Origin of the sequence: Pontibacillus salicampi, from assembly GCF_042434395.1 — a bacterium.
GTDB lineage: Bacteria > Bacillota > Bacilli > Bacillales > BH030062 > Pontibacillus > Pontibacillus salicampi.
Map to the genome: position 1 here is coordinate 37613 of NZ_JBHLTP010000007.1, position 20621 is coordinate 58233.

26 protein-coding genes are annotated in these 20621 nt (G+C 38.7%); 7 read left to right on the forward strand and 19 right to left on the reverse strand.

Annotated features, from left to right (window positions below; all coding sequences use genetic code 11):
* The first annotated feature begins 110 nt into the window (after positions 1 to 110).
* A complete protein-coding gene (locus ACFFGV_RS09100) occupies positions 111 to 497 on the forward strand; it encodes an ArsR/SmtB family transcription factor (RefSeq protein ID WP_377346936.1) in 387 nt (128 codons plus the stop codon).
* Complete coding sequence (locus ACFFGV_RS09105; protein WP_377346938.1) at positions 490 to 2607, forward strand: heavy metal translocating P-type ATPase; 2118 nt, start codon at positions 490 to 492, stop codon at positions 2605 to 2607. Before ACFFGV_RS09100 ends, ACFFGV_RS09105 begins: the two co-directional genes overlap by 8 nt.
* A 41-nt stretch (positions 2608 to 2648) precedes the next feature.
* On the opposite strand, the gene ACFFGV_RS09110 is transcribed toward ACFFGV_RS09105, so the two are convergent.
* Entirely contained in the window at positions 2649 to 2900 is a 252-nt protein-coding gene (locus ACFFGV_RS09110) for a DUF2164 domain-containing protein (RefSeq protein WP_377346940.1), read from the reverse strand.
* A gap of 310 nt (positions 2901 to 3210) precedes the next feature.
* Between ACFFGV_RS09110 and ACFFGV_RS09115 the strand changes: the two genes are divergently transcribed.
* Entirely contained in the window at positions 3211 to 4797 is a 1587-nt protein-coding gene (locus tag ACFFGV_RS09115; RefSeq protein ID WP_377346942.1) for a BCCT family transporter, read from the forward strand.
* Positions 4798 to 4982: 185 nt separating this feature from the next.
* The gene (locus tag ACFFGV_RS09120; RefSeq protein WP_377346944.1) at positions 4983 to 5606 is read left to right on the forward strand and encodes a pyridoxamine 5'-phosphate oxidase family protein; all 624 of its coding nucleotides are present in this window, start codon (positions 4983 to 4985) and stop codon (positions 5604 to 5606) included.
* Positions 5607 to 5861: 255 nt separating this feature from the next.
* Here the strand turns inward: ACFFGV_RS09120 and ACFFGV_RS09125 are convergent, their stop codons facing one another.
* From ACFFGV_RS09125 to ACFFGV_RS09150, 7 genes are all read right to left on the reverse strand, one after another.
* Positions 5862 to 6362 carry a GNAT family N-acetyltransferase gene (locus tag ACFFGV_RS09125; RefSeq protein ID WP_377346947.1) on the reverse strand — a complete coding sequence of 167 codons (501 nt, stop codon included), beginning with the start codon at positions 6360 to 6362 and terminating at the stop codon, positions 5862 to 5864.
* A gap of 175 nt (positions 6363 to 6537) precedes the next feature.
* Positions 6538 to 7185 carry a LysE family translocator gene (locus ACFFGV_RS09130; protein WP_377346949.1) on the reverse strand — a complete coding sequence of 216 codons (648 nt, stop codon included), beginning with the start codon at positions 7183 to 7185 and terminating at the stop codon, positions 6538 to 6540.
* 197 nt (positions 7186 to 7382) lie between these two features.
* Positions 7383 to 8405: a serine hydrolase domain-containing protein gene (locus ACFFGV_RS09135; protein ID WP_377346951.1), complete on the reverse strand. Its 1023-nt coding sequence runs from the start codon at positions 8403 to 8405 to the stop codon at positions 7383 to 7385.
* Between the two features lie 159 nt (positions 8406 to 8564).
* Positions 8565 to 8831 (reverse strand): CD3324 family protein, encoded by a 267-nt coding sequence (locus ACFFGV_RS09140; protein ID WP_377346953.1) that lies wholly within the window; start codon positions 8829 to 8831, stop codon positions 8565 to 8567.
* A 297-nt stretch (positions 8832 to 9128) separates the two neighbouring features.
* On the reverse strand, positions 9129 to 9284 hold the full coding sequence (locus ACFFGV_RS20875; protein WP_512700586.1) for a DUF4871 domain-containing protein: 156 nt from the start codon (positions 9282 to 9284) through the stop codon (positions 9129 to 9131).
* 105 nt (positions 9285 to 9389) lie between these two features.
* On the reverse strand, positions 9390 to 9584 hold the full coding sequence (locus ACFFGV_RS09145) for a hypothetical protein (protein ID WP_377346955.1): 195 nt from the start codon (positions 9582 to 9584) through the stop codon (positions 9390 to 9392).
* 213 nt (positions 9585 to 9797) lie between these two features.
* Complete coding sequence (locus ACFFGV_RS09150; protein ID WP_377346957.1) at positions 9798 to 10721, reverse strand: aminoglycoside phosphotransferase family protein; 924 nt, start codon at positions 10719 to 10721, stop codon at positions 9798 to 9800.
* A gap of 483 nt (positions 10722 to 11204) precedes the next feature.
* On the opposite strand from ACFFGV_RS09150, the gene ACFFGV_RS09155 reads away from it, so the two are divergent.
* A complete protein-coding gene (locus tag ACFFGV_RS09155; protein WP_377346959.1) occupies positions 11205 to 12578 on the forward strand; it encodes an alkaline phosphatase in 1374 nt (457 codons plus the stop codon).
* Between the two features lie 146 nt (positions 12579 to 12724).
* On the opposite strand, the gene ACFFGV_RS09160 is transcribed toward ACFFGV_RS09155, so the two are convergent.
* From ACFFGV_RS09160 to ACFFGV_RS09190, 7 genes are all read right to left on the reverse strand, one after another.
* The gene (locus ACFFGV_RS09160) at positions 12725 to 13858 is read right to left on the reverse strand and encodes a serine hydrolase domain-containing protein (protein ID WP_377346961.1); all 1134 of its coding nucleotides are present in this window, start codon (positions 13856 to 13858) and stop codon (positions 12725 to 12727) included.
* Positions 13859 to 14072: 214 nt separating this feature from the next.
* On the reverse strand, positions 14073 to 14432 hold the full coding sequence (locus ACFFGV_RS09165) for an SH3 domain-containing protein (RefSeq protein ID WP_377346964.1): 360 nt from the start codon (positions 14430 to 14432) through the stop codon (positions 14073 to 14075).
* Positions 14433 to 14612: 180 nt separating this feature from the next.
* Positions 14613 to 14828 carry a hypothetical protein gene (locus ACFFGV_RS09170; RefSeq protein WP_377346966.1) on the reverse strand — a complete coding sequence of 72 codons (216 nt, stop codon included), beginning with the start codon at positions 14826 to 14828 and terminating at the stop codon, positions 14613 to 14615.
* Positions 14829 to 14886: 58 nt separating this feature from the next.
* Entirely contained in the window at positions 14887 to 15207 is a 321-nt protein-coding gene (locus ACFFGV_RS09175; protein WP_377346968.1) for an ATPase, read from the reverse strand.
* Positions 15208 to 15268: 61 nt separating this feature from the next.
* Positions 15269 to 15787 (reverse strand): GNAT family N-acetyltransferase, encoded by a 519-nt coding sequence (locus ACFFGV_RS09180; protein ID WP_377346970.1) that lies wholly within the window; start codon positions 15785 to 15787, stop codon positions 15269 to 15271.
* Positions 15788 to 15805: 18 nt separating this feature from the next.
* The gene (locus ACFFGV_RS09185) at positions 15806 to 16135 is read right to left on the reverse strand and encodes a hypothetical protein (protein WP_377346972.1); all 330 of its coding nucleotides are present in this window, start codon (positions 16133 to 16135) and stop codon (positions 15806 to 15808) included.
* Between the two features lie 203 nt (positions 16136 to 16338).
* A complete protein-coding gene (locus ACFFGV_RS09190) occupies positions 16339 to 16647 on the reverse strand; it encodes a hypothetical protein (RefSeq protein ID WP_377346974.1) in 309 nt (102 codons plus the stop codon).
* Between the two features lie 436 nt (positions 16648 to 17083).
* Between ACFFGV_RS09190 and ACFFGV_RS09195 the strand changes: the two genes are divergently transcribed.
* Together ACFFGV_RS09195 and ACFFGV_RS09200 are read left to right on the forward strand one after the other, a co-directional pair.
* On the forward strand, positions 17084 to 17761 hold the full coding sequence (locus tag ACFFGV_RS09195; RefSeq protein ID WP_377346976.1) for an SIMPL domain-containing protein: 678 nt from the start codon (positions 17084 to 17086) through the stop codon (positions 17759 to 17761).
* A gap of 117 nt (positions 17762 to 17878) precedes the next feature.
* Positions 17879 to 18421 carry an NADPH-dependent FMN reductase gene (locus tag ACFFGV_RS09200; protein WP_377346978.1) on the forward strand — a complete coding sequence of 181 codons (543 nt, stop codon included), beginning with the start codon at positions 17879 to 17881 and terminating at the stop codon, positions 18419 to 18421.
* A 38-nt stretch (positions 18422 to 18459) separates the two neighbouring features.
* Here the strand turns inward: ACFFGV_RS09200 and ACFFGV_RS09205 are convergent, their stop codons facing one another.
* From ACFFGV_RS09205 to ACFFGV_RS09220, 4 genes are all read right to left on the reverse strand, one after another.
* Positions 18460 to 18738 carry a hypothetical protein gene (locus ACFFGV_RS09205; protein WP_377346980.1) on the reverse strand — a complete coding sequence of 93 codons (279 nt, stop codon included), beginning with the start codon at positions 18736 to 18738 and terminating at the stop codon, positions 18460 to 18462.
* Between the two features lie 4 nt (positions 18739 to 18742).
* The gene (locus ACFFGV_RS09210) at positions 18743 to 19039 is read right to left on the reverse strand and encodes a DUF2089 family protein (protein WP_377346983.1); all 297 of its coding nucleotides are present in this window, start codon (positions 19037 to 19039) and stop codon (positions 18743 to 18745) included.
* Positions 19040 to 19609: 570 nt separating this feature from the next.
* The gene (locus ACFFGV_RS09215; RefSeq protein WP_377346985.1) at positions 19610 to 20194 is read right to left on the reverse strand and encodes a hypothetical protein; all 585 of its coding nucleotides are present in this window, start codon (positions 20192 to 20194) and stop codon (positions 19610 to 19612) included.
* 98 nt (positions 20195 to 20292) lie between these two features.
* On the reverse strand, positions 20293 to 20616 hold the full coding sequence (locus ACFFGV_RS09220; RefSeq protein WP_377346987.1) for a thioredoxin family protein: 324 nt from the start codon (positions 20614 to 20616) through the stop codon (positions 20293 to 20295).
* Positions 20617 to 20621 lie beyond the last annotated feature (5 nt).

The following is a 20621-nucleotide window of genomic DNA, read 5'->3' on the forward strand; positions in this document are numbered from 1 at the left end:
CCTCTCTTTCAGAATCTTCACTCGAAACGGGCAATAGCCCATTGACATTCAAACGATCATTAGAATAAACTATAATCAAATGAATGTTTGAATAACGGGAGGAATAGTATATGACGGCTTCCACCAACCACCCCTCACAGGAAATGTGTGAAGTTACCTGTGTAGATGAAGTAAAAGTAAAGCGTGTCAAACAACATATGCAAGCAGCTTCTCCTTCTGGAGTAAGCGATATATTTAAAGCGTTATCCGATAAAACTCGTCTGACCATTGCTTATGCACTGTTATTAGAGGAGGAGCTTTGTGTCTGTGATGTAGCTAATATTGTGGGCAGCAGTACAGCTACCGCTTCGCACCATTTACGCCTTTTGAAAAAGCAAGGCTTGGCGAAATTCCGTAAAAAGGGGAAGCTTGTCTATTATTCATTAGATGATGAGCACGTCAAAGAAATCGTGCAATTGGCCATCACTCACCAACAGGAGGTGAAGGAGCGTGTCTGAAGCAGCAAGAGATGATAGCAGAAATGAATACCGGGTAGAGGGATTTTCCTGTGCGGGCTGCGCGAAAACATTTGAAAACAATGTAAAAAGCCTCGAAGGAGTTACCGATGCACAGGTTAATTTCGGCGCTTCGAAGATCACTGTATATGGTAACGCCTCCGTGCAGCAGCTTGAGAAAGCGGGAGAATTCGAGAAGCTTTCCGTTCGGCCTGCTCACCAGGCAAAGGCTTCTACACCAAAGGTTTCCTTCTGGCAAAAGTACGCAAAAGAAATGGTCGCTAGTTTACTCGTAATCATGGGATATATCTCCGCTTCCCTTAGAGGAGAGGATAATGCCGGCACCATTGCTTTTTTCATTGTATCCATAGTCGTAGCAGGAATACCTTTATTCAGAACAGGCTTACGTAATCTGCTGAAGCTTGAATTCGATATGCGTACGTTGATGACCATAGCCATTATCGGGGCTGCAATTATCGGAGAATGGGGAGAAGCAGCCGTCGTTGTTATCCTCTTTGCAATCAGTGAAGCATTAGAGTCCTATTCTATGGGTAAGGCCCGTTCCTCTATTCAGTCCTTGATGGATATAGCACCAAATGAGGCACTCATCAGAAGAAATGGAAAAGAGGAAACCATTCCGGTGGAGGATATTCAAATAAACGATACTCTCCTTATTAAACCAGGACAGAAAATTGCCATGGATGGGGTGATTGCTAAAGGAAGCTCCTACATCCAGGAGGCTGCTATAACTGGGGAATCTGTTCCTAGAGAGAAAACAATCGGAGACGACGTATTCGCTGGTACCCTTAACACAGAAGGGTATGTTGAAGTTACAGTTACGAAAACAGTGGAGGATACAACGCTTGCTAAGATTATTCACCTTGTGGAAGAAGCACAGGCAGAGCGAGCACCTTCCCAGCAGTTCGTGGACCGGTTCGCGAAATATTATACACCAGCCATTATGGCTGCAGCACTACTCGTAGCTGTTTTACCGCCACTCGTAGCAGGTGCTTCATGGTCAGAATGGGTGTATCAAGGCTTAGCCGTGCTAGTTGTCGGATGTCCGTGTGCTTTAGTTATCTCCACTCCAGTAGCCATCGTTACCGCTATCGGGAGTGCGGCTAAAAATGGGGTGCTGATAAAAGGCGGTATCCATTTAGAAGAAGCGGCTAAATTGGACGCCATTGCCTTTGACAAAACCGGTACGTTGACGAAGGGAATGCCCGAAGTAACAGATGTGGAAACATTCCAGCAAGAGGAAGCAAGAACCTTTGCAGCAATTGCTGCCATAGAATCCATGTCTCAGCACCCATTAGCTAAGGCCATAACCAATAAAGCAAAAGCAATGAATATAAACGATTCTGTCTCTATCGAAAACTTCACTTCCATCACAGGAAAAGGGGTTAAAGGAGATGTAGATGGCTCTACCTTCTATGTAGGATCTCCAAGTCTATTTACAGATCATCTTTCTATGACATTAGAGACATCTATCTCATCACGCATTCAAGAGTGGCAAAAGGATGGAAAAACCGTAATCGCAGCAGGAACAAACGAATCGATTCACGCTTTGATAGCTATTCGCGACCAATTACGAGAATCAGTCCCAGGTGTGATTCGAGCATTACACAAGCTCAACATTAAAGACACTATTATGTTAACAGGCGATCATACGAACACGGCAAAAGCCCTTGCTAAGGAAGCTGGCATTACGACAGTAGAAGCAGAATTACTACCTGACGAGAAATTAAACCATATTAAGTCCTATAATGGGAATATTGCTATGATTGGAGATGGAATCAATGATGCACCTGCTCTTGCTTCCGCTTCTGTAGGGATAGCTATGGGAGGCAGCGGAACGGATACTGCCCTAGAAACCGCTGATATCGCCCTTATGGCAGATGATTTAGAGAAGGTTCCATATACCATTGGCATTAGCCGAAAAGCATTTCAAATTATTAAACAGAACATTAGCTTCTCACTCATCGTTAAAGCGATTGCCCTATTACTAGTCATACCAGGTTGGCTCACCCTATGGATCGCTATTTTTGCCGATATGGGTGCAACACTGCTCGTAACGCTAAACGGACTAAGACTGTTACGGAATAAACAATAAATAAAAAGCTGAGGGGCCTCACTAGAGACTCTCAGCTTTTTTCACCTTCTTGTCTGCTTTTGTTTTTCTAATGATGTAATATCCTCGTCTATATTCAAAAGCTTCTGGTCCACCATCTTCTTAGCATCCCGTACACCTTGATTGTATAGAAGAGGACCTACCTCTTGAACAATATAATCCAACAGCTGCTCCGCTCCTAGATTTCCAATTTCTTCTCCTCGCTCTATTTCAAAGTAAGCTTGAATACTTTCTATTATCTGCTCCCTTTCCTCTCTAGGAAACTTCATATCCATACAAAAAACCTCCTTAAAAGCTGGAAAATCAGGCAAATCGATGGAGATTTAGCTCTCCTCCCTTACGAGTGAAACATAGCTATAAAATTCTAGCACATCCTTCTACTCGCCATAACACTCCACCTTTGACGAGTTAGTCCCAAATCTCTATAATGAAATATTGTATTAAAAAACGTCTAACTATAAGGGGACTACCGCTTTCTGAATTGGAAGAATCTAAACCACAACTTCATTATCTATAAACTAATCATAACAAATTGGACAATCAACTGATAGCTACATCAGTTTAATAAAAACTAGGAGGAAAATAATGACCGACGAAACGAATAGGAGATCGGGGATTGACTGGGTCACATTCATCATTAGTGGTGGATTTCTCGTATTATTTCTACTCATGTCACTATTTAACGATAAACTAATGGGAGAATGGATCTCAACCTCGTTCGACTTTTCCGTTCAATACTTTGGTGCATTCTGGCAGCTGTTGTTACTAGCTACGTTTGTAGTTGGAATCGCACTTGCCTTATCGAAATATGGAAAAGTGAAACTAGGGAAACTAGACAAACCAGAAAACAGTTTATTTCGCTGGGTTTCTATGATTTTATGTACTCTACTCGCAAGTGGAGGTGTATTCTGGGCTGCAGGGGAACCGATGTATCACTTCCTAACAACTCCTCCTCTCTTTGCAGAGGAAGGAATGACGAAAGCACAATCTGTTGTACCAGGCCTTGCGCAAAGCTTCTTCCACTGGGGATTTACCGCCTGGGCTTGCCTAGGAACCGTTACAACTATCGTGTTAATGTATGCACACTATCACAAGGGCTATCCGTTAAAACCTAGAACAATGCTTTATCCAATGTTTGGTGAAAAGATTTTCAATAAGAAAAGTGTCGTAGGCTCTGTAGCCGACATCGTATCTATAATTGCTGTAGCTGCAGGTACAATTGGACCTATTGGATTCTTAGGGTTGCAAGTAGGCTATGCATTGCAATACTTGTTTAATATTCCAGACACGATGTTTACCCAATCTGTAGTCATCATTTTCCTTGTCATTGTTGCCTCTGTTTCAGCAGCAACAGGTGTAGACAAAGGAATTCAGCTTCTCAGCCGTGTGAACGTAAGTCTGGCGCTGATTTTAATGGTCGGCATGCTTATTTTAGGACCTACTGCATTTATTATCGATTCCTTTATCGGTGCAGAAGCATATCAAATTCAAAACTTCCTGCGCATGAGCTTATATCGTGGAGAAGATAGCTGGCTTGGGTACTGGACCATCTTCTTCTGGGGCTGGTTTATTGGATTCGGACCAGCGATGGCTATGTTTATTAGCCGTATTTCAAGAGGCCGTTCCATTCGAGAGCTTATTCTAGCCGTAGCCATTATCGCCCCGATTGTCAGTAACTTCTGGTTTGCTGCAGTTGGAGGATCTGGAATCTTCTATGAAATCCAGAACCCAGGCTCTGTATCTACCGCCTTAAACGAGTCAGGTATGCCAGCCGCCGTAATGGCCATTATGGATCAGGTTCCTCTTGGTCTATTCATGGCTTCCGGATTCCTACTCGTAACCGTAGTATTCGTAGCGACGACAGCAGACTCCATGTCCTACTCGGTAGCTGTTACCCTAACTGGACACGCGCATCCACCGCGTGCTTTGCGCGTATTCTGGGCACTCTTATTCGGTGCTATCGCAGCAACCTTATTAGGTATAGGAGAAAGCAGCATCCAAACGCTGCAGAACTTTATCGTTATAACAGCCGTTCCGGTTTCCATCCTGATGCTTCCGCCAGTATGGTTAGCTCCTAAAGTAGCTAAGGAAATGGCTATCGATCAAGGAATAGTCGCCGAACCAGAGCCAACCGTTACAAAGAATGAAGAAGAAAACTTAAAACCATCTTAAACTAGCGTAAGGGCTGCCCAAATGAATGGGCGGCCCTTTTTTTGGTAGGTCAACTTCAATGTTGAAGGGGTGGTTGGGAAGCTGCGAGACTCCCGCGGGAATGGATTCCGTTGTAACTAGTAAAATGCTGGTATTTTATGGTACCCGCGTGTTACAATCAGAAAAAATTTGGAGGGTTCGTTTCTATGTTTAAGGACACAGTAGCAACGGTAGAGGAGCTGGAGGCACTAGTTGGCAAACCAGGCAAGATAGCCTCCCATAAGGTTATTTCTACGCTGGATCAGCATTGTTTTGACTTCATCCGTCATTCCCCTTTTATAACTATCTCGACGAGTGATGCACAGGGGCGGTGTGATGTCTCCCCTCGCGGAGATCAACCTGGATTTGTACATATTGTAGATGAGCACCATATCCTTATACCAGAGCGACCAGGAAATAAGCGTGTCGATTCCATGCGTAACCTCTTAGAAAACCCTCATATCGGAATATTGTTTATGATTCCCGGGATGGAGGAGTCCCTCCGGATAAACGGCAGAGCATTTATAGTAAAAGACTCTTCTATGCTTCAAAAGACAGAAGCGAATGGTCACGTCCCAACATTAGGTATTGGTGTAGAGGTAGAGGAAGCATTCATTCATTGCGCCAAAGCCTTCAAGCGATCAAAGCTTTGGCATCCAGCTTCATGGCTCAAAAGAGAGGAGCAGCTAAAGCCTGCTAAAATGATGGCGGCTCACGCTAAATCTACTCGAATGAGTGAACAGGACGTCGCTGCCTCCCTGCACGAATCCTACACCAAAAGGCTTTACTAAGCTTTTGGGTCTGCACAAGTAGTTTTAGCTGGCTTTCCAGAGTTCATCTCGTGGAAGCCAGCTTCTTTTAATTTGGCTCTACTAAAGCGTAGTGTTGATATTGCTAACAAAAGGAACCTCCTGTTTTGTGGAAGTTCCTTTTTGTTATAGTGGGCTTATTCAGCTAAAGGCCTCTGTTATGTGAGGACTTGAATTCAAGATAGGTTTGAGCAGAAACTTGAATAACGCACATTTTTGTTAAAGAAGAAAAATAACTTAAATCTTTCTAGAGTATCTCCATTTAATATATGTAGGGTTTTCGTAGGGTACTTTTTCATGTTGAAATTTAAAACCTTTAGCTTCATAAAATGGGATCCCTCTCATATTTCCTTTTTGAACAGACACCCATTGTTCCTCTGCGCCACACTCTTCTTTTTGTTGTTGTGTAATAATATCCAATAACTTGGTGCCAATACCTTCATTTCTTCTAGTAGGGTCAAGGTATAAAACAAATAACTCACCCACCCTATTATCTATCATTCCTCCACCGCCTGCTCCAACAACTTTCCCCTTCTCTACGGCTACAAAATATCCACCCCAATCGCAATTGGACTCTGTTACTTCTCCTAATATCCTCTCGTGATTATAGTAATCTTTAATAACTCTTTCAATATACTCATTAGAGTGAGTTTCCCCATACGTAGCCCAATACGCATTCGTACAAACGCTTGAGATTCCTTCCACATGACTCTCATTAGCTTTCCTAATTTCTATCATATAGATTCCTATCCTTTCTCAAATCTATGTCTTGTCTTATTAAACCGTATCGATCCGAAATGTATTCAGCTATTCAATAATTCATCCACAACAGTACAACTAGCGTTAGCCAATGTTCTACTCTCGCCTCCGATACAGAAGGCATGATTTCAAGATAATTTATAGGTTTATTTCTTTATTCACTTTTTTCTGTAGATAACCACGCGGCTAAGACAATCATTATGCCACCAGTTATTCGGTCTAAATTCTTTTTGACTCTTCCACTCAATCCAATTGTTTTTAGTTGCCCGCCAACTGTTGCATATACAGTGGCACAAATGAACTCAATGAATATATATACCGCGCCTACGACCAGGATTTGCCCCCCAACCTCACCTGTACCAGAAGTAATAAATTGAGGAAGGAAGACAGTGAACAATAATAATGCCTTAGGATTAGCTGCTGCCACCATAAACTCTTGCTTCGCATAGTGCCAAGCACTTAAAGAATCTCCTTGTGAATCACTCCCTTTTAGTTGTTCATCCTCGTACTCTTTACTACTCGATAAAATCGTTTTTATCCCAAGCCAGCCTAAGTACATGACCCCAACCCATTTAATAATGTTAAAGACAAGAGTAGACGTTTGTAGAATGGCATTTAGTCCTAAAGAAACGGCAATAACCATCAATGCAAAAGCAGTGAACCTCCCCGTGACCGCTATTATAGCTATTTTTGCTCCTTTTCTTAGTCCGTTTCTCAGAGAAAGGATCTGATTAGCACCGGGTACGGAAGCCATTAGAAAGGCTGCAGGTATAAGGGAAGCCCATTGAACCCCAAGAGCCATATGGCTTAATCCACTGTTAAATATGTTAAAAATAACTACAGATAACACGAACAGCAATATAAAAATTAATGCATAGATGTATTTTCTTTTAATAAAATCTCCTCCTTCTCTTTATTCCTTGATTAGTCACAAGGAAGCTTATTGAAGAAAAGCCCCGATTGTTGAAGACTGATTTCGAGATATTTTCCTCATCGAACTTATTTTAAAAGTACTTCCTCAATTTTTTTTGTAATATCGAAAGGACCAGATTCGATATTGGAAGGTATAACAATCTTCAAATTAGATTCAGGGTAAATAGAAGCTCTAAAGCTGACCCCTGGATCATACCCCATCACATGATATTTATAGATGTGCTGCATCCTTTGGTTCATCCATACACCATAACCATAATGGATTTCTCCATTTACATGAACATGCGGTTTTAGCATTTTCATTGTCGTCTCTTCATTCAAAAGTTTAAAGTTAAATAACGATTCCCACAATTTAATCATATCGGCTGCTGTAGTAAATGCACCACCATCAGACCCACCTTTTTTAGGAATAGAATAAATATTTGTTCTCCAGGTATTCTCTTCATGGTTATCAATGTATCCTTTTGCTGTGTTCTCAGGTAGTTGGTCCAAAGAGAAATACCCTGAATCTAACATATTGCACCTAAAAAAGACTTCTTTTTCTATGTATTCTGTAAAAGACATTCCTGTTTGTTCTTCCAAAATCAGACCTAAGACAATATACCCGGCATTGTTATAATGGAAGCTCTCCCCTGGCTTGAAGTTCATTTGTTCAGACTGGAATAGAGGTAAAAAATCTTTAAGAGTATTGATTTTATAAACAGGATAGTCCTCCCACAAATCTTCATAATCACTCATCTTTTCTTCATCAAAGTAATCAGGTATGCCAGATGTATGTGTTAAAAGATGGTGGATCGTAATCTCTTTATCAAAGTTAGGAAATTCTAGATCTAAGCAGTCACCTAAACGAGTCTCGAAATTTATTAAACCTCTTTCGACTAACTGTGAAATTCCGATAGCCGTAAATAACTTACATCCAGACGCTATCCCAAAACGAGTGTCCACATTGTTCAGCCTTTTTTCAGACCTGTCCGCATAGCCAAAGGATAAATTCGTTACATCTCCATTATGTTTTACATGTACCACACCTGAAAAATCAATCCTATCGCTTATTTTAGTGATTATATTGTTTAATTCACTATTTCCCATCGTTTTTCTTTCCCTCCGCATTGTTTCGCAAATTCAACTATTAAGTTAATTACAGTTTATGCTTCTTAGAGCTTCGGTTAAATACTTAAAATGATTATGAAAAAAACTCACCATATAAAAGGGCTACCTTTAAAGTGTAGCCCTCAATTTCAACCTCATTTAATTTCTTTGGTAAACAATATTCTTGATTGTTTCAGCAGAAAGAAAATATTCCTCAGATATCTGATCAATATTTATACCCGATTTAAATTTTTCTTTAATAATGCGATTCCTTTGATCTAACCTTCTTCTACTACCAGAATGTGTCCCCCACTTCTGATAGTCACTTTTATCCTTAGGTATATAAATCGTTTTACCTTGAACGTATTTTTGTAACTCTTCCAATAGTTCTTGAGGTAGTACACTTTCAGCTTTAACATAACTCATTTCTTTTGCCCCTTATAAGATATTTAAATTAGATATCACAAGGTGCAAAGCCTAAAAAGGTAGAAATGGTCACTAATAGCGAGCGACTTTTTTTATCCTCACGCAAAGTATCTCTTTACCTTATCAGACTTTGCATGAGGCATTAGCGATTTAGCAAACGAAATAACTTGTCTAATTTCAATCCCTCCCAGCATTTTCAATTCAAACATATCAAATAAACACTTCCTTTTCCATTTAGAGGGTATTACAGTAAAGTCTCCTTTACTTGAAAACACGGATTCGAGATAACTTGGTTACTTAACTATTTGCTTGAACAACAATTGCACCAAATAATTTTTCTCCAACATATGCGTTTAACTTCCACTTACCTTTTGACGGAAGGGTGATCATGGACGGTACGTGTGCGTCTGCAGAATTATTGGGACCACTTACGCTACTTCTTTCAACTACAATTAAACTCTCCCCTGTCTCAAGATTTTTTCAAACGACTTTATAATTACCTTGTAATTCCTCTTTTTCTCCCCAAAGATGCCACATATACTTCTGCTCTTTATTTGCTTAAAACCTAATATTTTCTCCATAAATGATGCCTATATTCCCCTCTTCCCCTTTCATGGTATAATTCCCCACCCTAAAAGTTTCGCTGGCGACAACGGTATTTTCTTCTTTATCTTCACCTTTTTCTGATGTCTTTTCCTTAGAAATTTCAGACTCTGATTTCTCACTAGATGTGCAACCTACCAATACAAACATCAGAAACAAACTAGAAAAAAGTAACTTTTATCTAATCATAAAAAATCACTCCTTTTGGTAGCAAATCTATATATTACTTACAATTATTTCAAAATCACCAATCTTTCTCAACCGAGATTTCAGTAGGTGAAAATCAATTCAAAGAAATAGGACTAACCCTGTGCTTAGGATTAGCCTCAATTGTTGCAGATACAGTTTGATGATATTCGGTGTTCAACTCTTTTTAAGATAGTGCGTACTATTTCTGTACCACTCAGGTATTACACTTTGAAAATTATCATGGTCACTAATAACATCTAGAGAATACTTATGTAGTAGATTGTATTGTTCCTGACCTGTTTTATTTCCCCAAACTAGTGCTGAAACAATATGAACTGCGCTGTAAAATGTGAATAACTCCCAAAATAAATTACTTATTTCCTTTCCATTGTGATAACCATCAATTATTCCCTTTGTAAATTCAATACTAACGGGTTTAGAGAAAAAACCTAATTTTTGCAAATCATGGATGGGATCTCCCCAATCCATTCTTTGAAAATCATTAATTCCTGAAAATTGATTTTTATTTATTAAAATATTTGAAGGGTGAAAATCATCATGTTGGAACTTGTTAGGCCTATTCTTCATTAAAGCTTCATTATCTCTGATGTAATTTTCTAGCATCATTCTCATTTCATCATCTACATTAATCTTCTTTAGGTCCAATAAGTATTTATCACTCTTTTGCTTTTTTACTGTGTACCATGACGGATAGCCTGATGGAGCAGATAGTTTATGTAACTTTTTCAATTCTTTTCCGGCCTTAAAACCAGATGAATATTGTTCAATATAAGTTAAACTGTTTAATGAAACCTCTGCATCCACACCCGGTAGATAGGATAAAATCATGTAAGACTCCGATGTATCCTTTAATGCACCAAATTCTATCCCTCTTGGTACATAATCAGAGTACATAGATAAGTTATTCAATGTGTTAAATTCCTTTTGTCTTGATTTCATATCCTCAATAGGGAAGATCCTCAATAGGTAAGTGTTATCTATTACATATTTCTTGTCATGAGAAAAGCCTTTGTTAAGCTCGATAATACTGTCTGCATTACGTATGTATGAGATTTGTTTAAGACCAAGACTGTTCACTATAACCCTCCTTCGGAAAAATTTTTTACACTAGGTAGAAAATTTTTGTTACAAAGATTGCTCTAATCAATTAAAAATTAAGATTGGTAACAAGAATATATTGAAATTTAATATAATATATATCGAATTCAATTCTATCTTAACTGCCATAAACACTAAAATAGGAGACAATCTTTTTGTTAGAAAATTGCCCCGATTGTTCAAGACTCTAAATCGAGATATATCTTATGCGCCTTTTAGCTAAATGTAATATTTTATAGTAAATAATACATAGGCTTCTTGGTCTTTAAACTTGAACACTAACTTTTTCATTTTCATTGTGGTCCTCAAGATGCTCGTTTCATAGGATATTGACGGTGCTACTTCGATCCAACGCATCCCCTCATGTTGTACAATTCTTAAATATTCTTAACTTTTAATTAAAATCAAATAATTATTTTCTTGGTACACTTTCAGTGGATTAAATAGTAAAGGAGAATACATATGTTCAAAAAATTAGGTGTTATGACAATGAGTGCAGGTTTGATTTTGAGCGCGGGAGTGGGATGTGTTCAACAGTCTGATTCCCAAAAGCAGGATGGGGATGGTAAAGGAAAAACTGACCACGCAGGTCCTCCCCAAGAAAAAGTCGAAAACGTAATCTATATGATTCCTGATGGTTTTAATACGGATTATGCTACAAGCTATCGCTGGTATAAGGGAGAAGATGCAGTTTGGGATAAACATTTAAAAGGGTTACACAAAACTTATTCTGATGATTCCAGGGTAACCGACTCCGCAGCTGCCGGAACAGCAATGGCATCTGGTGTAAAAACGAACAATGGTACGATAGGGTTAGATGACGAAGGAAGTAAAGTTGAAACAATCCTAGAAGCCTCAAAAGGCAAAGGAAAATCTACTGGGCTAGTTGCCACATCTACGATTACCCATGCTACTCCTGCTGCATTTGCTTCCCATGTGAAGTCCCGTGATAATCAGACGGAAATTGCCAAGCAAATGCTGGATAACGACGTCGATGTTATGCTTGGAGGAGGTAGAGATTTCTTCCTCCCAGAGTCTGAGGGTGGGAAACAACAAGATGAGAACCTAATAGCGCAAGCTGAAGAAACAGGATATAAAAGCGTGGAAACACGTGATGACTTAATGGAATCGGATGATATTGATGTAGAAGAAGGGGAAAAATTGCTCGGTTTATTCGCCAATGGCCCATTAAAGCCCGAAATGGAGCGAGAAGAAACAGAACAGCCAAGTCTTTCAGAAATGACCGAACGTTCTATTGACGTCCTTGAGCAGGACAAAGATGGGTTTTTCTTAATGGTCGAAGGCAGTCAAATTGACTGGGCAGGCCACGATAATGATCCCACATGGGCGTTAAAGGATACAGCAGCTTTTGAGCAAGCAGTGGAAAAAGCCATTGAATTTGCTGAAGAAGACGGAAACACCCTTGTAGTTGTAGCCGGTGACCATGAAACTGGCGGTATGACCGTTGGATCTAATGGCGAGTATGACACAAAGCCAGAGCTTGTAAAAGATGTTACAGCAACGGGCGCAGCTATGGCTGAAGAATTAAACGAAAACCGCTCCAATGTTGAAGAAGTTGTAGAGAGGCATACACCATTTGACCTGACAGAAGAAGATGTTCAAGAAATACAGGAAGCTGAAGATCCAAAGCTTGCAATTAACCAATATGTCAGTGATGAAGCTCTTGTCGGGTGGACCAGCACTGGACATACAGGTGTAGATATTCCAGTTTATGCCTACGGACCTCAATCGGATGCATTCAGCGGCCTAATTGATAACACTGACCTTCCCAACATTATGGCAAAAGCCATGAAAGTAGATTTAGGTGATAAGTAAAATAACTAAAATAGGAGAAACGGCAGTCTTATGGCTGCCGTTTCTTTACAACGTTAAGAAACCTCCACCACAAAAATCCTAAAGATGTGGGATTTTTTCATTGCTCCAACATTGCCCACGATTGTTGAAGACTTGAAAAAGATAAATTAATTGGATTCAATAAAAATATCTATAATTTTATCACATATTTCGTGATGCATTGTGCCGTTGAAATTCAATAACACCACAATACCTAAATTAAGCTCTGGTACCAATGTCATTAGCGACCTTACTGCTAATTGACCGCCTCCGTGTTCAACTATTTTCAACCCTCTATATGTATCAGCAAACCACGCAAGCCCATAACTTCTTACTTCACTATGAAATTGCCATTCATTACTAACAAGATGCACAGGTTCTTGCATTTCTTTAATAGAACCCGAACTCAGGAGTTTCGGATCCTTTTTCAAGTGGAAGGATAGATATTTCCCTAGATCGTTTGCCGTAGAATATAAATAACCGATTGGAGCAGAAATTGGGTTTATGGGAAATGGAGTTTCTATTTTATCCTTACCTAAATAATACCTAGCACTATTCTTATCTTTTTGAACTACTGAAGAATCGGTATTTGTTCGATTCATATCTAATGGTCCTAGGATATATTTTTGAAGGTGTAGCTCCCAACTTTCACTTGTAACTTTTTCAATCAAGTCAGCTAGTATTACATATGAATCCGTACAATAATTCCATCCATTCCCAACAGGATATTCCAGCTCTACTTTTTCAAACCACTTCGTTACATCCTCTCTTGATTCCACCATGGAAATTTCTTCTTCGGTAAGGTTGTATTCATCAAGTGCTTCCTGAAATTCTGTAGGCGTATCAGAGAATATATCTCTAATATTTGGAGCAATCATATTGGCAATCCCTAGGTCTGAAGGAAACCCAGCCGTATGAGATAAGATATGCCTTATTGTAATAGTGTCGCTCTCTTCTTTATTCTTTGTTCTGAAGTATGGCAAATAGTTAACCACTGGATCATCTAAAGCAATTAACCTCTTCTCAACCAGCTGCATTATAGACAAAGCTACAAAGTTCTTAGAGATACTTTGAATACTCATCCTTGTATCGCCATCAATAGCACAAGTCACTGGTTTAATTTTGGAGAACCCAAACCCCTTGGAATAAATAATATCTTCGTTTTTAACAATAGCAACGCTTACACCTACACCTTGTTGTTCGTCCATCATTTTATTAATGTATTCTGTTACCTGATCGAGTTGTTCGTTAAATTGTGACATACTAACCTCTCTTTCTACAAAAACTCCTTTAATTAATAAATGATTCTTCGTTTACTATAATTACTCTTGGTTATACGAATGCCATTTACATATCTCCTTCTAACTCGAATGTAAATCCTCATCCAACTATCATTCGAAATTTTCTGTCATTTACACTTGTTAAAAGGAGGCAATTATTCTTACTAAATAATTGCCCCTTTAGTTGAATAAGAAGTTAATCTTGTTTATATAATTTTACATTTTCATTTGGTACCCAACCTTCATTAGAAGAATTAAGTTTTTTAGCCCAACACCAACCATTTAAATCTTTTTGTTTAAAAAGTAGTTCTCCAATTTCTACATTTAATTCTTTTGCTATGTAATCTTCTAATACCTTTCCTGGGGCTTCTATTATTTGTTCAGGAACCCATCCTTCCAACTTTGAATCAATTGTATAGCAATATATCCAGTTATACCAATTCTCATTTCCGGTATATCTTTCTCCAATACTAACAGTTTGTCCTTTAGTTAGTTTAATTGGGTTTGGATAGTTACTTGTGTGATTCTTTGTAACTATATATATAGTATTATTCATATTGACTTCTTTCCTCCGATGATTTTTATTTATCCTGCTCCGTTAATTCAATGCATTCACCTGCATGGTTAGAAAGGAAGCAAAACCAATCTTCCTGCATCGCCCCCGATTGTTTAAGACTCAATTTCGAGATAATTTAGGCATATTTCAATGAACGCACACGATACATGGAATATTTCATTAAGAATTCGTAGTAATTTTTAAATGTTTTTCACCTAAGATAGTAATGCTGATATTCCACCTTGGGTGCATAACTAAATGATCATTATCATCAAATTCTAAAGCCATATGAATTTCATCATCTTCTGTTGTAAGAATAGCAACTCTTTTGTTCTCAAGGTCTACATATGTTTTGAAACTTTCTCTCATCTCTATTTTCCAATCAAAAAAGTCCATCATTCACCTCCAATTGCCTGTTTAATATCCAAATACCAACAACAAACTTTAACAGAGCCTATTGTTTAAATAGAAATCTCCATGCTTCTTTTTTCTTCCACATATAAAAGTTATAGATAAGTTGAAGAACGAAAACAATAAGCAATATTGGGATAAACAGCATTTTCGCCATCGTCGTAAATTCTGGAGAGTAAAAAAGAAAAAAAGCTGAGGAAATGACAACCGGAGCACTGATGACGGTTCTTATCAATTTCCTTCTGTATGAAAGAGCAAAATAATTCAGTTTAAAGCCTTTGTCTTTTTTGTCTTTATTTTTATACCGAGAAGATAAGACTACAATGACGATTGCGGATATAACCCCAGGAACTATAAAAGACATCCCGGGTAACTCCTTTCTTTCAGCATTGTCCTCTGAAGACTTGAATTCGAGATAATGCTAATTATCCTTTATGAATTGAGTATCTAACATAATTATCTGTATTCCCATTCACTGATCTTTCAACAGTAAATCCAAGTTTTTCGGCGACTCTTATAGATCCTCGATTCAATTGATGTATATCGGCTACTACATTTTCCAGATTAACTTTTTTAAAAGCATATTTTAAAATAACATTTGCAGCCTCTGTAGCATAACCTGCTCCCCAATAATCTCGTTTTATTCTCCAACCCATCTCTATTTCCGGACCAACATTATCTACGGGAATAAGCAATATCCAACCGATAAATACACCATTGTTTACCTTGGATTCTATGGTCCAGTACCCTAGCCCATTAGGATATTTAGTTTCAATCCTTTTTTTCACAAATGCTATGTGTTTGTTTTGACTATTTAATAACTCTCTCACTTCTGGTATATACTTGACGACTTCTTCTTCACAATCCATTTCAATGCAATCTTCTAAGTCTTCCATTGTTCTTTCTCGTAAAATTAATCTCTCCGTTTCAAAAGTCTCTAACATACAACCGCCCCCGTTTGCTTAATCGGGTACTTCACCTTTTGTTTTATTCTTAACGAGAAAAATCACCCAATAAAGAAGTAAATTAAGTAAACCCACCACAATATAAATAGACCAGATTGAACCTTGTTGTAAATGAGTAATTAAGTGTTCAAATTCATCAACACCTTTTGCTCTTCCGATGCTATTTATTACTCCTACAAATGGAATACTTATTGCTATAAAAATTGTAATAATAGATATTCCTCTAACTTTCTCTCGAATTACATTTATTATTGCAGTTCCCGATGTCGCCAATAACAACAAGTAAAAAATCGCCCAAACCCAATTCGGAAGCGTCTCCCAATACATATTTTCACCTCTTTTGTTTTTCTTATTTATCCTTAAAAATTCAGCAAGAATATGAAACCTCTATATACCTTCTTCAACTAACCTGCTCTGTTAGCACAACAAGCGATAGCCCAATGTGCAGCTATCGCCCCCGTTTTTTAAGACTCGAAACCAAGGTATCACCCAGAAGTTCTTTAAAGGTCTGTGAATATACCAAAGTCTATTTATTTTCTTATGTTAAACAGTAATTGTTTTAATATTTTGTATAACTTATTTGTAAACCATAATAAAAGACCAGCGACTATAACTGCCATTGGCATACTTAACCATACAGGCATAGTAACCCCTGGTAAAATACTCATTGGTATGCGCTCTATTCCTGAAGCCCTAAGTAATCCGCTTATTACTGCAATAAAAGCAGAAAAGAGCAATCCAACATAAAGAACAACTATTACTGGTAGACTAAAAAGGCTAACTATCTTAATCCCAACATTCATACGTACACCCTCTCTCATAACTTTTTTACGTAACAAACGACATTATCCCCTATCTCAAACACTAATTTTTTCCATCATATCATACAAATTTATACTTATATATGAACTTCAGATTTATTTAACCATAAGTCTTGAGGCTTAGGAGAACATGAATGCCGGTTTTCTTTGCTAGCACCAATCTTTATTAGTCCCTTTTACAAGAATCATTCAAGTATCAACAATAAACTTTAATAAAGCCTTTAATTAAAAGGCTCTATGGTCTGCTTGGCATTTCCCGGTACAGAAACCATCCAGCCAGCTTACCTACTTTTGGCTTAACAAATTGGGGATAGGAGGAGTCCATATGGCACCCTCCTTTCCTATGTCTTCCTTTTTTTACACTTATTCGCTTTGTATCTACCGTTTTTTTGTATGAGTAGTGCAAGCGTTGCATATTCTCTATCAAAGTCTATTGTACAAAGGAGACATGCTTATGTATTATCCTCCTAATCCACCTTTCCCCAATCGACCATTAGCACGTTCGTCGAATGCAAGAGTGATGACTGTAAATGGGATAGGCTCAGTGACAGCCTCCCCAGACATAGCCAACATTGAAATGGGGGTAGTGACTAGAGGAGAGGAGCTCGCTCAAACACAGAGGGAGAACGCCAAGCTTATTGCGCAGGTCACGCAGGCTTTACTCGATTCAGGCATAGAGCAAAGCAACATCCAAACGTCTGACTACTATATTTATCCTCAATACGATTATGTAGATGGCCAACAAGAATTCAAGGGGTACCAGGTCACTCACATGCTGTCTATCACAATTGATAACCTCGAGCAAACAGGACAAATAATTGATACAGCGGTTCAAAATGGGGTCAATCGAGTGGCGAATATTCAATTCACCATTCAACATCCAGAAGATTTATATGAGGAAGCATTGAGTAAGGCACTAGAAAATGCTTTATCCAAAGCTCAAACGATGGCTCAAACGATGAACCTGCAATTAGATATCTCTCCGTTAAGCATCACCGAAAGGGTAACGCAGTCACCCGGCGCGTACCAAACCCTCGCCAAGTCAGAGGCTGTTGCAGGGGCAGCTACTCAGGTGGAACCGGGTCAATTAAGCATCAACGCCCAGGTGGAGGTGAAGTTCCCGTACGTATAAGTACAGCACAGAAAGAAGGACTCTTCCTCTTTTATGAAACGCCTATTACTTTACTTCTCTTCCATACTTTATTAAGTTGAAAACAGATAATAAATATTACTCAAGGAGTGTGGAAAGATGAAAATTGCAGCAATTGTAGGTTCTAATCGGGAAGATTCCTATAATAAGAAGCTAGCGTTGTATATGCAAGACCGGTATAAAGAAAGTATGGATATGGACTTTGTCGCCATTGACACATTCCCTTTATACAACCAAGATGAGGAACACCGCCCTCCATCACCTGTCCAAACTGCCTATGAGAAAATCACGTCTAGTGACGGAGTATTAATTGTTACACCAGAATACAATCACTCCATTCCAGCTGTTCTCAAAAATGCTATCGATTGGTTCTCCCGTACAGGCAATCCTTTAACTGCCAAGCCAGTTATGATTGCGGGAGCCTCTCAAGGACCATTAGGCACGATTCGTTCCCAACTGCACCTTCGCCAAATCCTAAATTCACCTGGCATGTCTGCCCGTGTCCTTCCGCAGAACGAAATTTTTGTAGGAAGTGTTCAACATAAAATAGATGATGAAGGAAGATTGACGGATCAGGCAACGGTTGATTTCATTGATAATGTCGTAGAGAATTTTAAAACGTGGGTACATCAAAATAGTTAACAAAAAAGGAGGCCTCTTTAGTGAGCGCCTCCTTTTACTTAAAAATCCTGCGACTTCATCTTATGTAATTCCTGAGTTGTTTTTTCTTTATACTCCTTTCGGCCACGGGACCATTCCTCTGCTAAGAACAACAAACCTACTACAAGTAATACGCTGTATAGCACCATCTCCATTTGTCCTGTCATTAAAATCCAGGTCATCACACTAACAAAAATAATGGGAACAATTATTCCGAGTGCCGGATTCCTTCTTGAGGAGAGTCCATATTGCGTACCACACATAGCGACAATCAACCCAATCCTAACCCACTCATTCATCTAATCACTCCTCCTTCTCTTTTTTATACTTGTCAATAATAACCTTGGCATCCTCTAAACTGACACGATCCTCAATAGCTAACTGCTTAACAAAGTGGACAAACGGTTCCCTTTCCATCTCTTCCTGCATCTCCATTTTTTGAATTAACCGATCCAAGCGGGTTCGTACCGTTGGATACGAAACGTCATAGCTCTTGGCTATTTTCTTTAAGGAACCAGAGCTCAGCACAAATTTCCTTACGAATTCCGCATCCTCCACATCTAAGCTCAACAACCAATCAGGAATATCTTTATAATCCATAACTCCCTCACCTCTATATGTATTATTCTACCAATAATTTAAATAATGTTAATATTTATTTTAACATTATTTAATAAAATATTTATTTTTTTATGATTATATTAAAGAAACACACGCATGATAGGTTAAATCACATAATAGTGAGATAGTGGAATTCATGAAAGAGGTTTGGAGTGAGCCGATGATTGAGCTGGAATCACTCTGCTTTTCGATTCAAGTCTTCCACACAAGGACGCTGTGCAGATACACCCACAACATTGATTAACAGAGCAATTCATAAAAATAGAACAGAATATAGAGATTCTGTTCTAACTCGAGTCCATTTTTTCTTTTTGGTAGGGTTTTAACGGCTGAAGGTGCCTTGGGAGGGGGAATATAAAACGACTTGGCTGGTAGCCGTTAGGATACTTATAGGATAGTAAAATGTACTACCATTCATAGCAGTAGAATAGTAAACGGCAATTGAAAGAGTTCCCTAATTGCCGCATATAAATAAAAGGGAGTGGATTTTAATTAAAGCTCTTTTTCTCTCAATGAGGATAAACTCGTAGAATCCACTGCTACGTGCTCCTATATTAATAGTCCGATCATAAATAAAATGAAGAAGCCTCCAAAGCCCCATATAAATGGTCGCTTAAAGCTATCGTGTTCCGCTTGTTCGCGGGCTTCCTGGATGGTTTGGGTATCAAACGCTTGTAAGTCCTTATTCTTTTCCTGCATGACGTCTTGAAAGAATAGAAGAGAAACTGAGCCTAGGAAGAGTGGCTTCATCAGTTCTCCAATAGAAGGAGCGACTGTTTTATCCAATAGGCCGCCTCCCATTCCAGCAATTATTCCGATCACCAAAGGAGGTATGGCGTTGATTTTGCGTAATTTATAAAACAGGTGGCTGCCAAGCTTCTGCCGCTCATATTCCAGCAAAAAACTAAAGGTCTGCTTCTTTTTCAAAATGTGTACGTCATAGCCAGTTATCTTTAACAGCGCATTAGCTATCATGTACAATCCAATTATCATGATAAAATAAGCAAGTGGCAGCTCAAACAACGCCCATGTAAAAAACAAGAGAAAACCTGCTAGCCGAACGAGAACCGTGTACTTAAATGCTTTCTTGCGCCAGTACTTAATGTCATCTAGATCATAGGTTAATTCTGACAAAGGGAGCAGCCTCCTTAGAACGGATTGATGACAAAAAAATCTGGATGAAGAGTCTTGTTCCATTGTACTCTTCATCCAGATTTTTGAAAACCTGTTATTTACTTTGTAACGGTCTTACCTAAGAAGTCTTGTACTTCCTCTGGCGTTTTTGCGTATGCACTATGAAGGTGGGCAGTCTTTTCGCCATTTTGGAAAATGAGAATACTTGGAATCCCCATTACTTCGTATTGCTGTGCTACGTCAGTAAGCTCATCACGGCTTACTTCGTACCAATTATAATTGTTATATTCTTCAACGATTTCACCGATGAACATATCCATACGTTTACAATCTGGGCAACCGCTGCCGGTAAATTTAATAATTACAGGTTGCTCACTCTGAATCGTTTCATCAAACACACTTCTATCATGAATAGTTTCCATTAAAT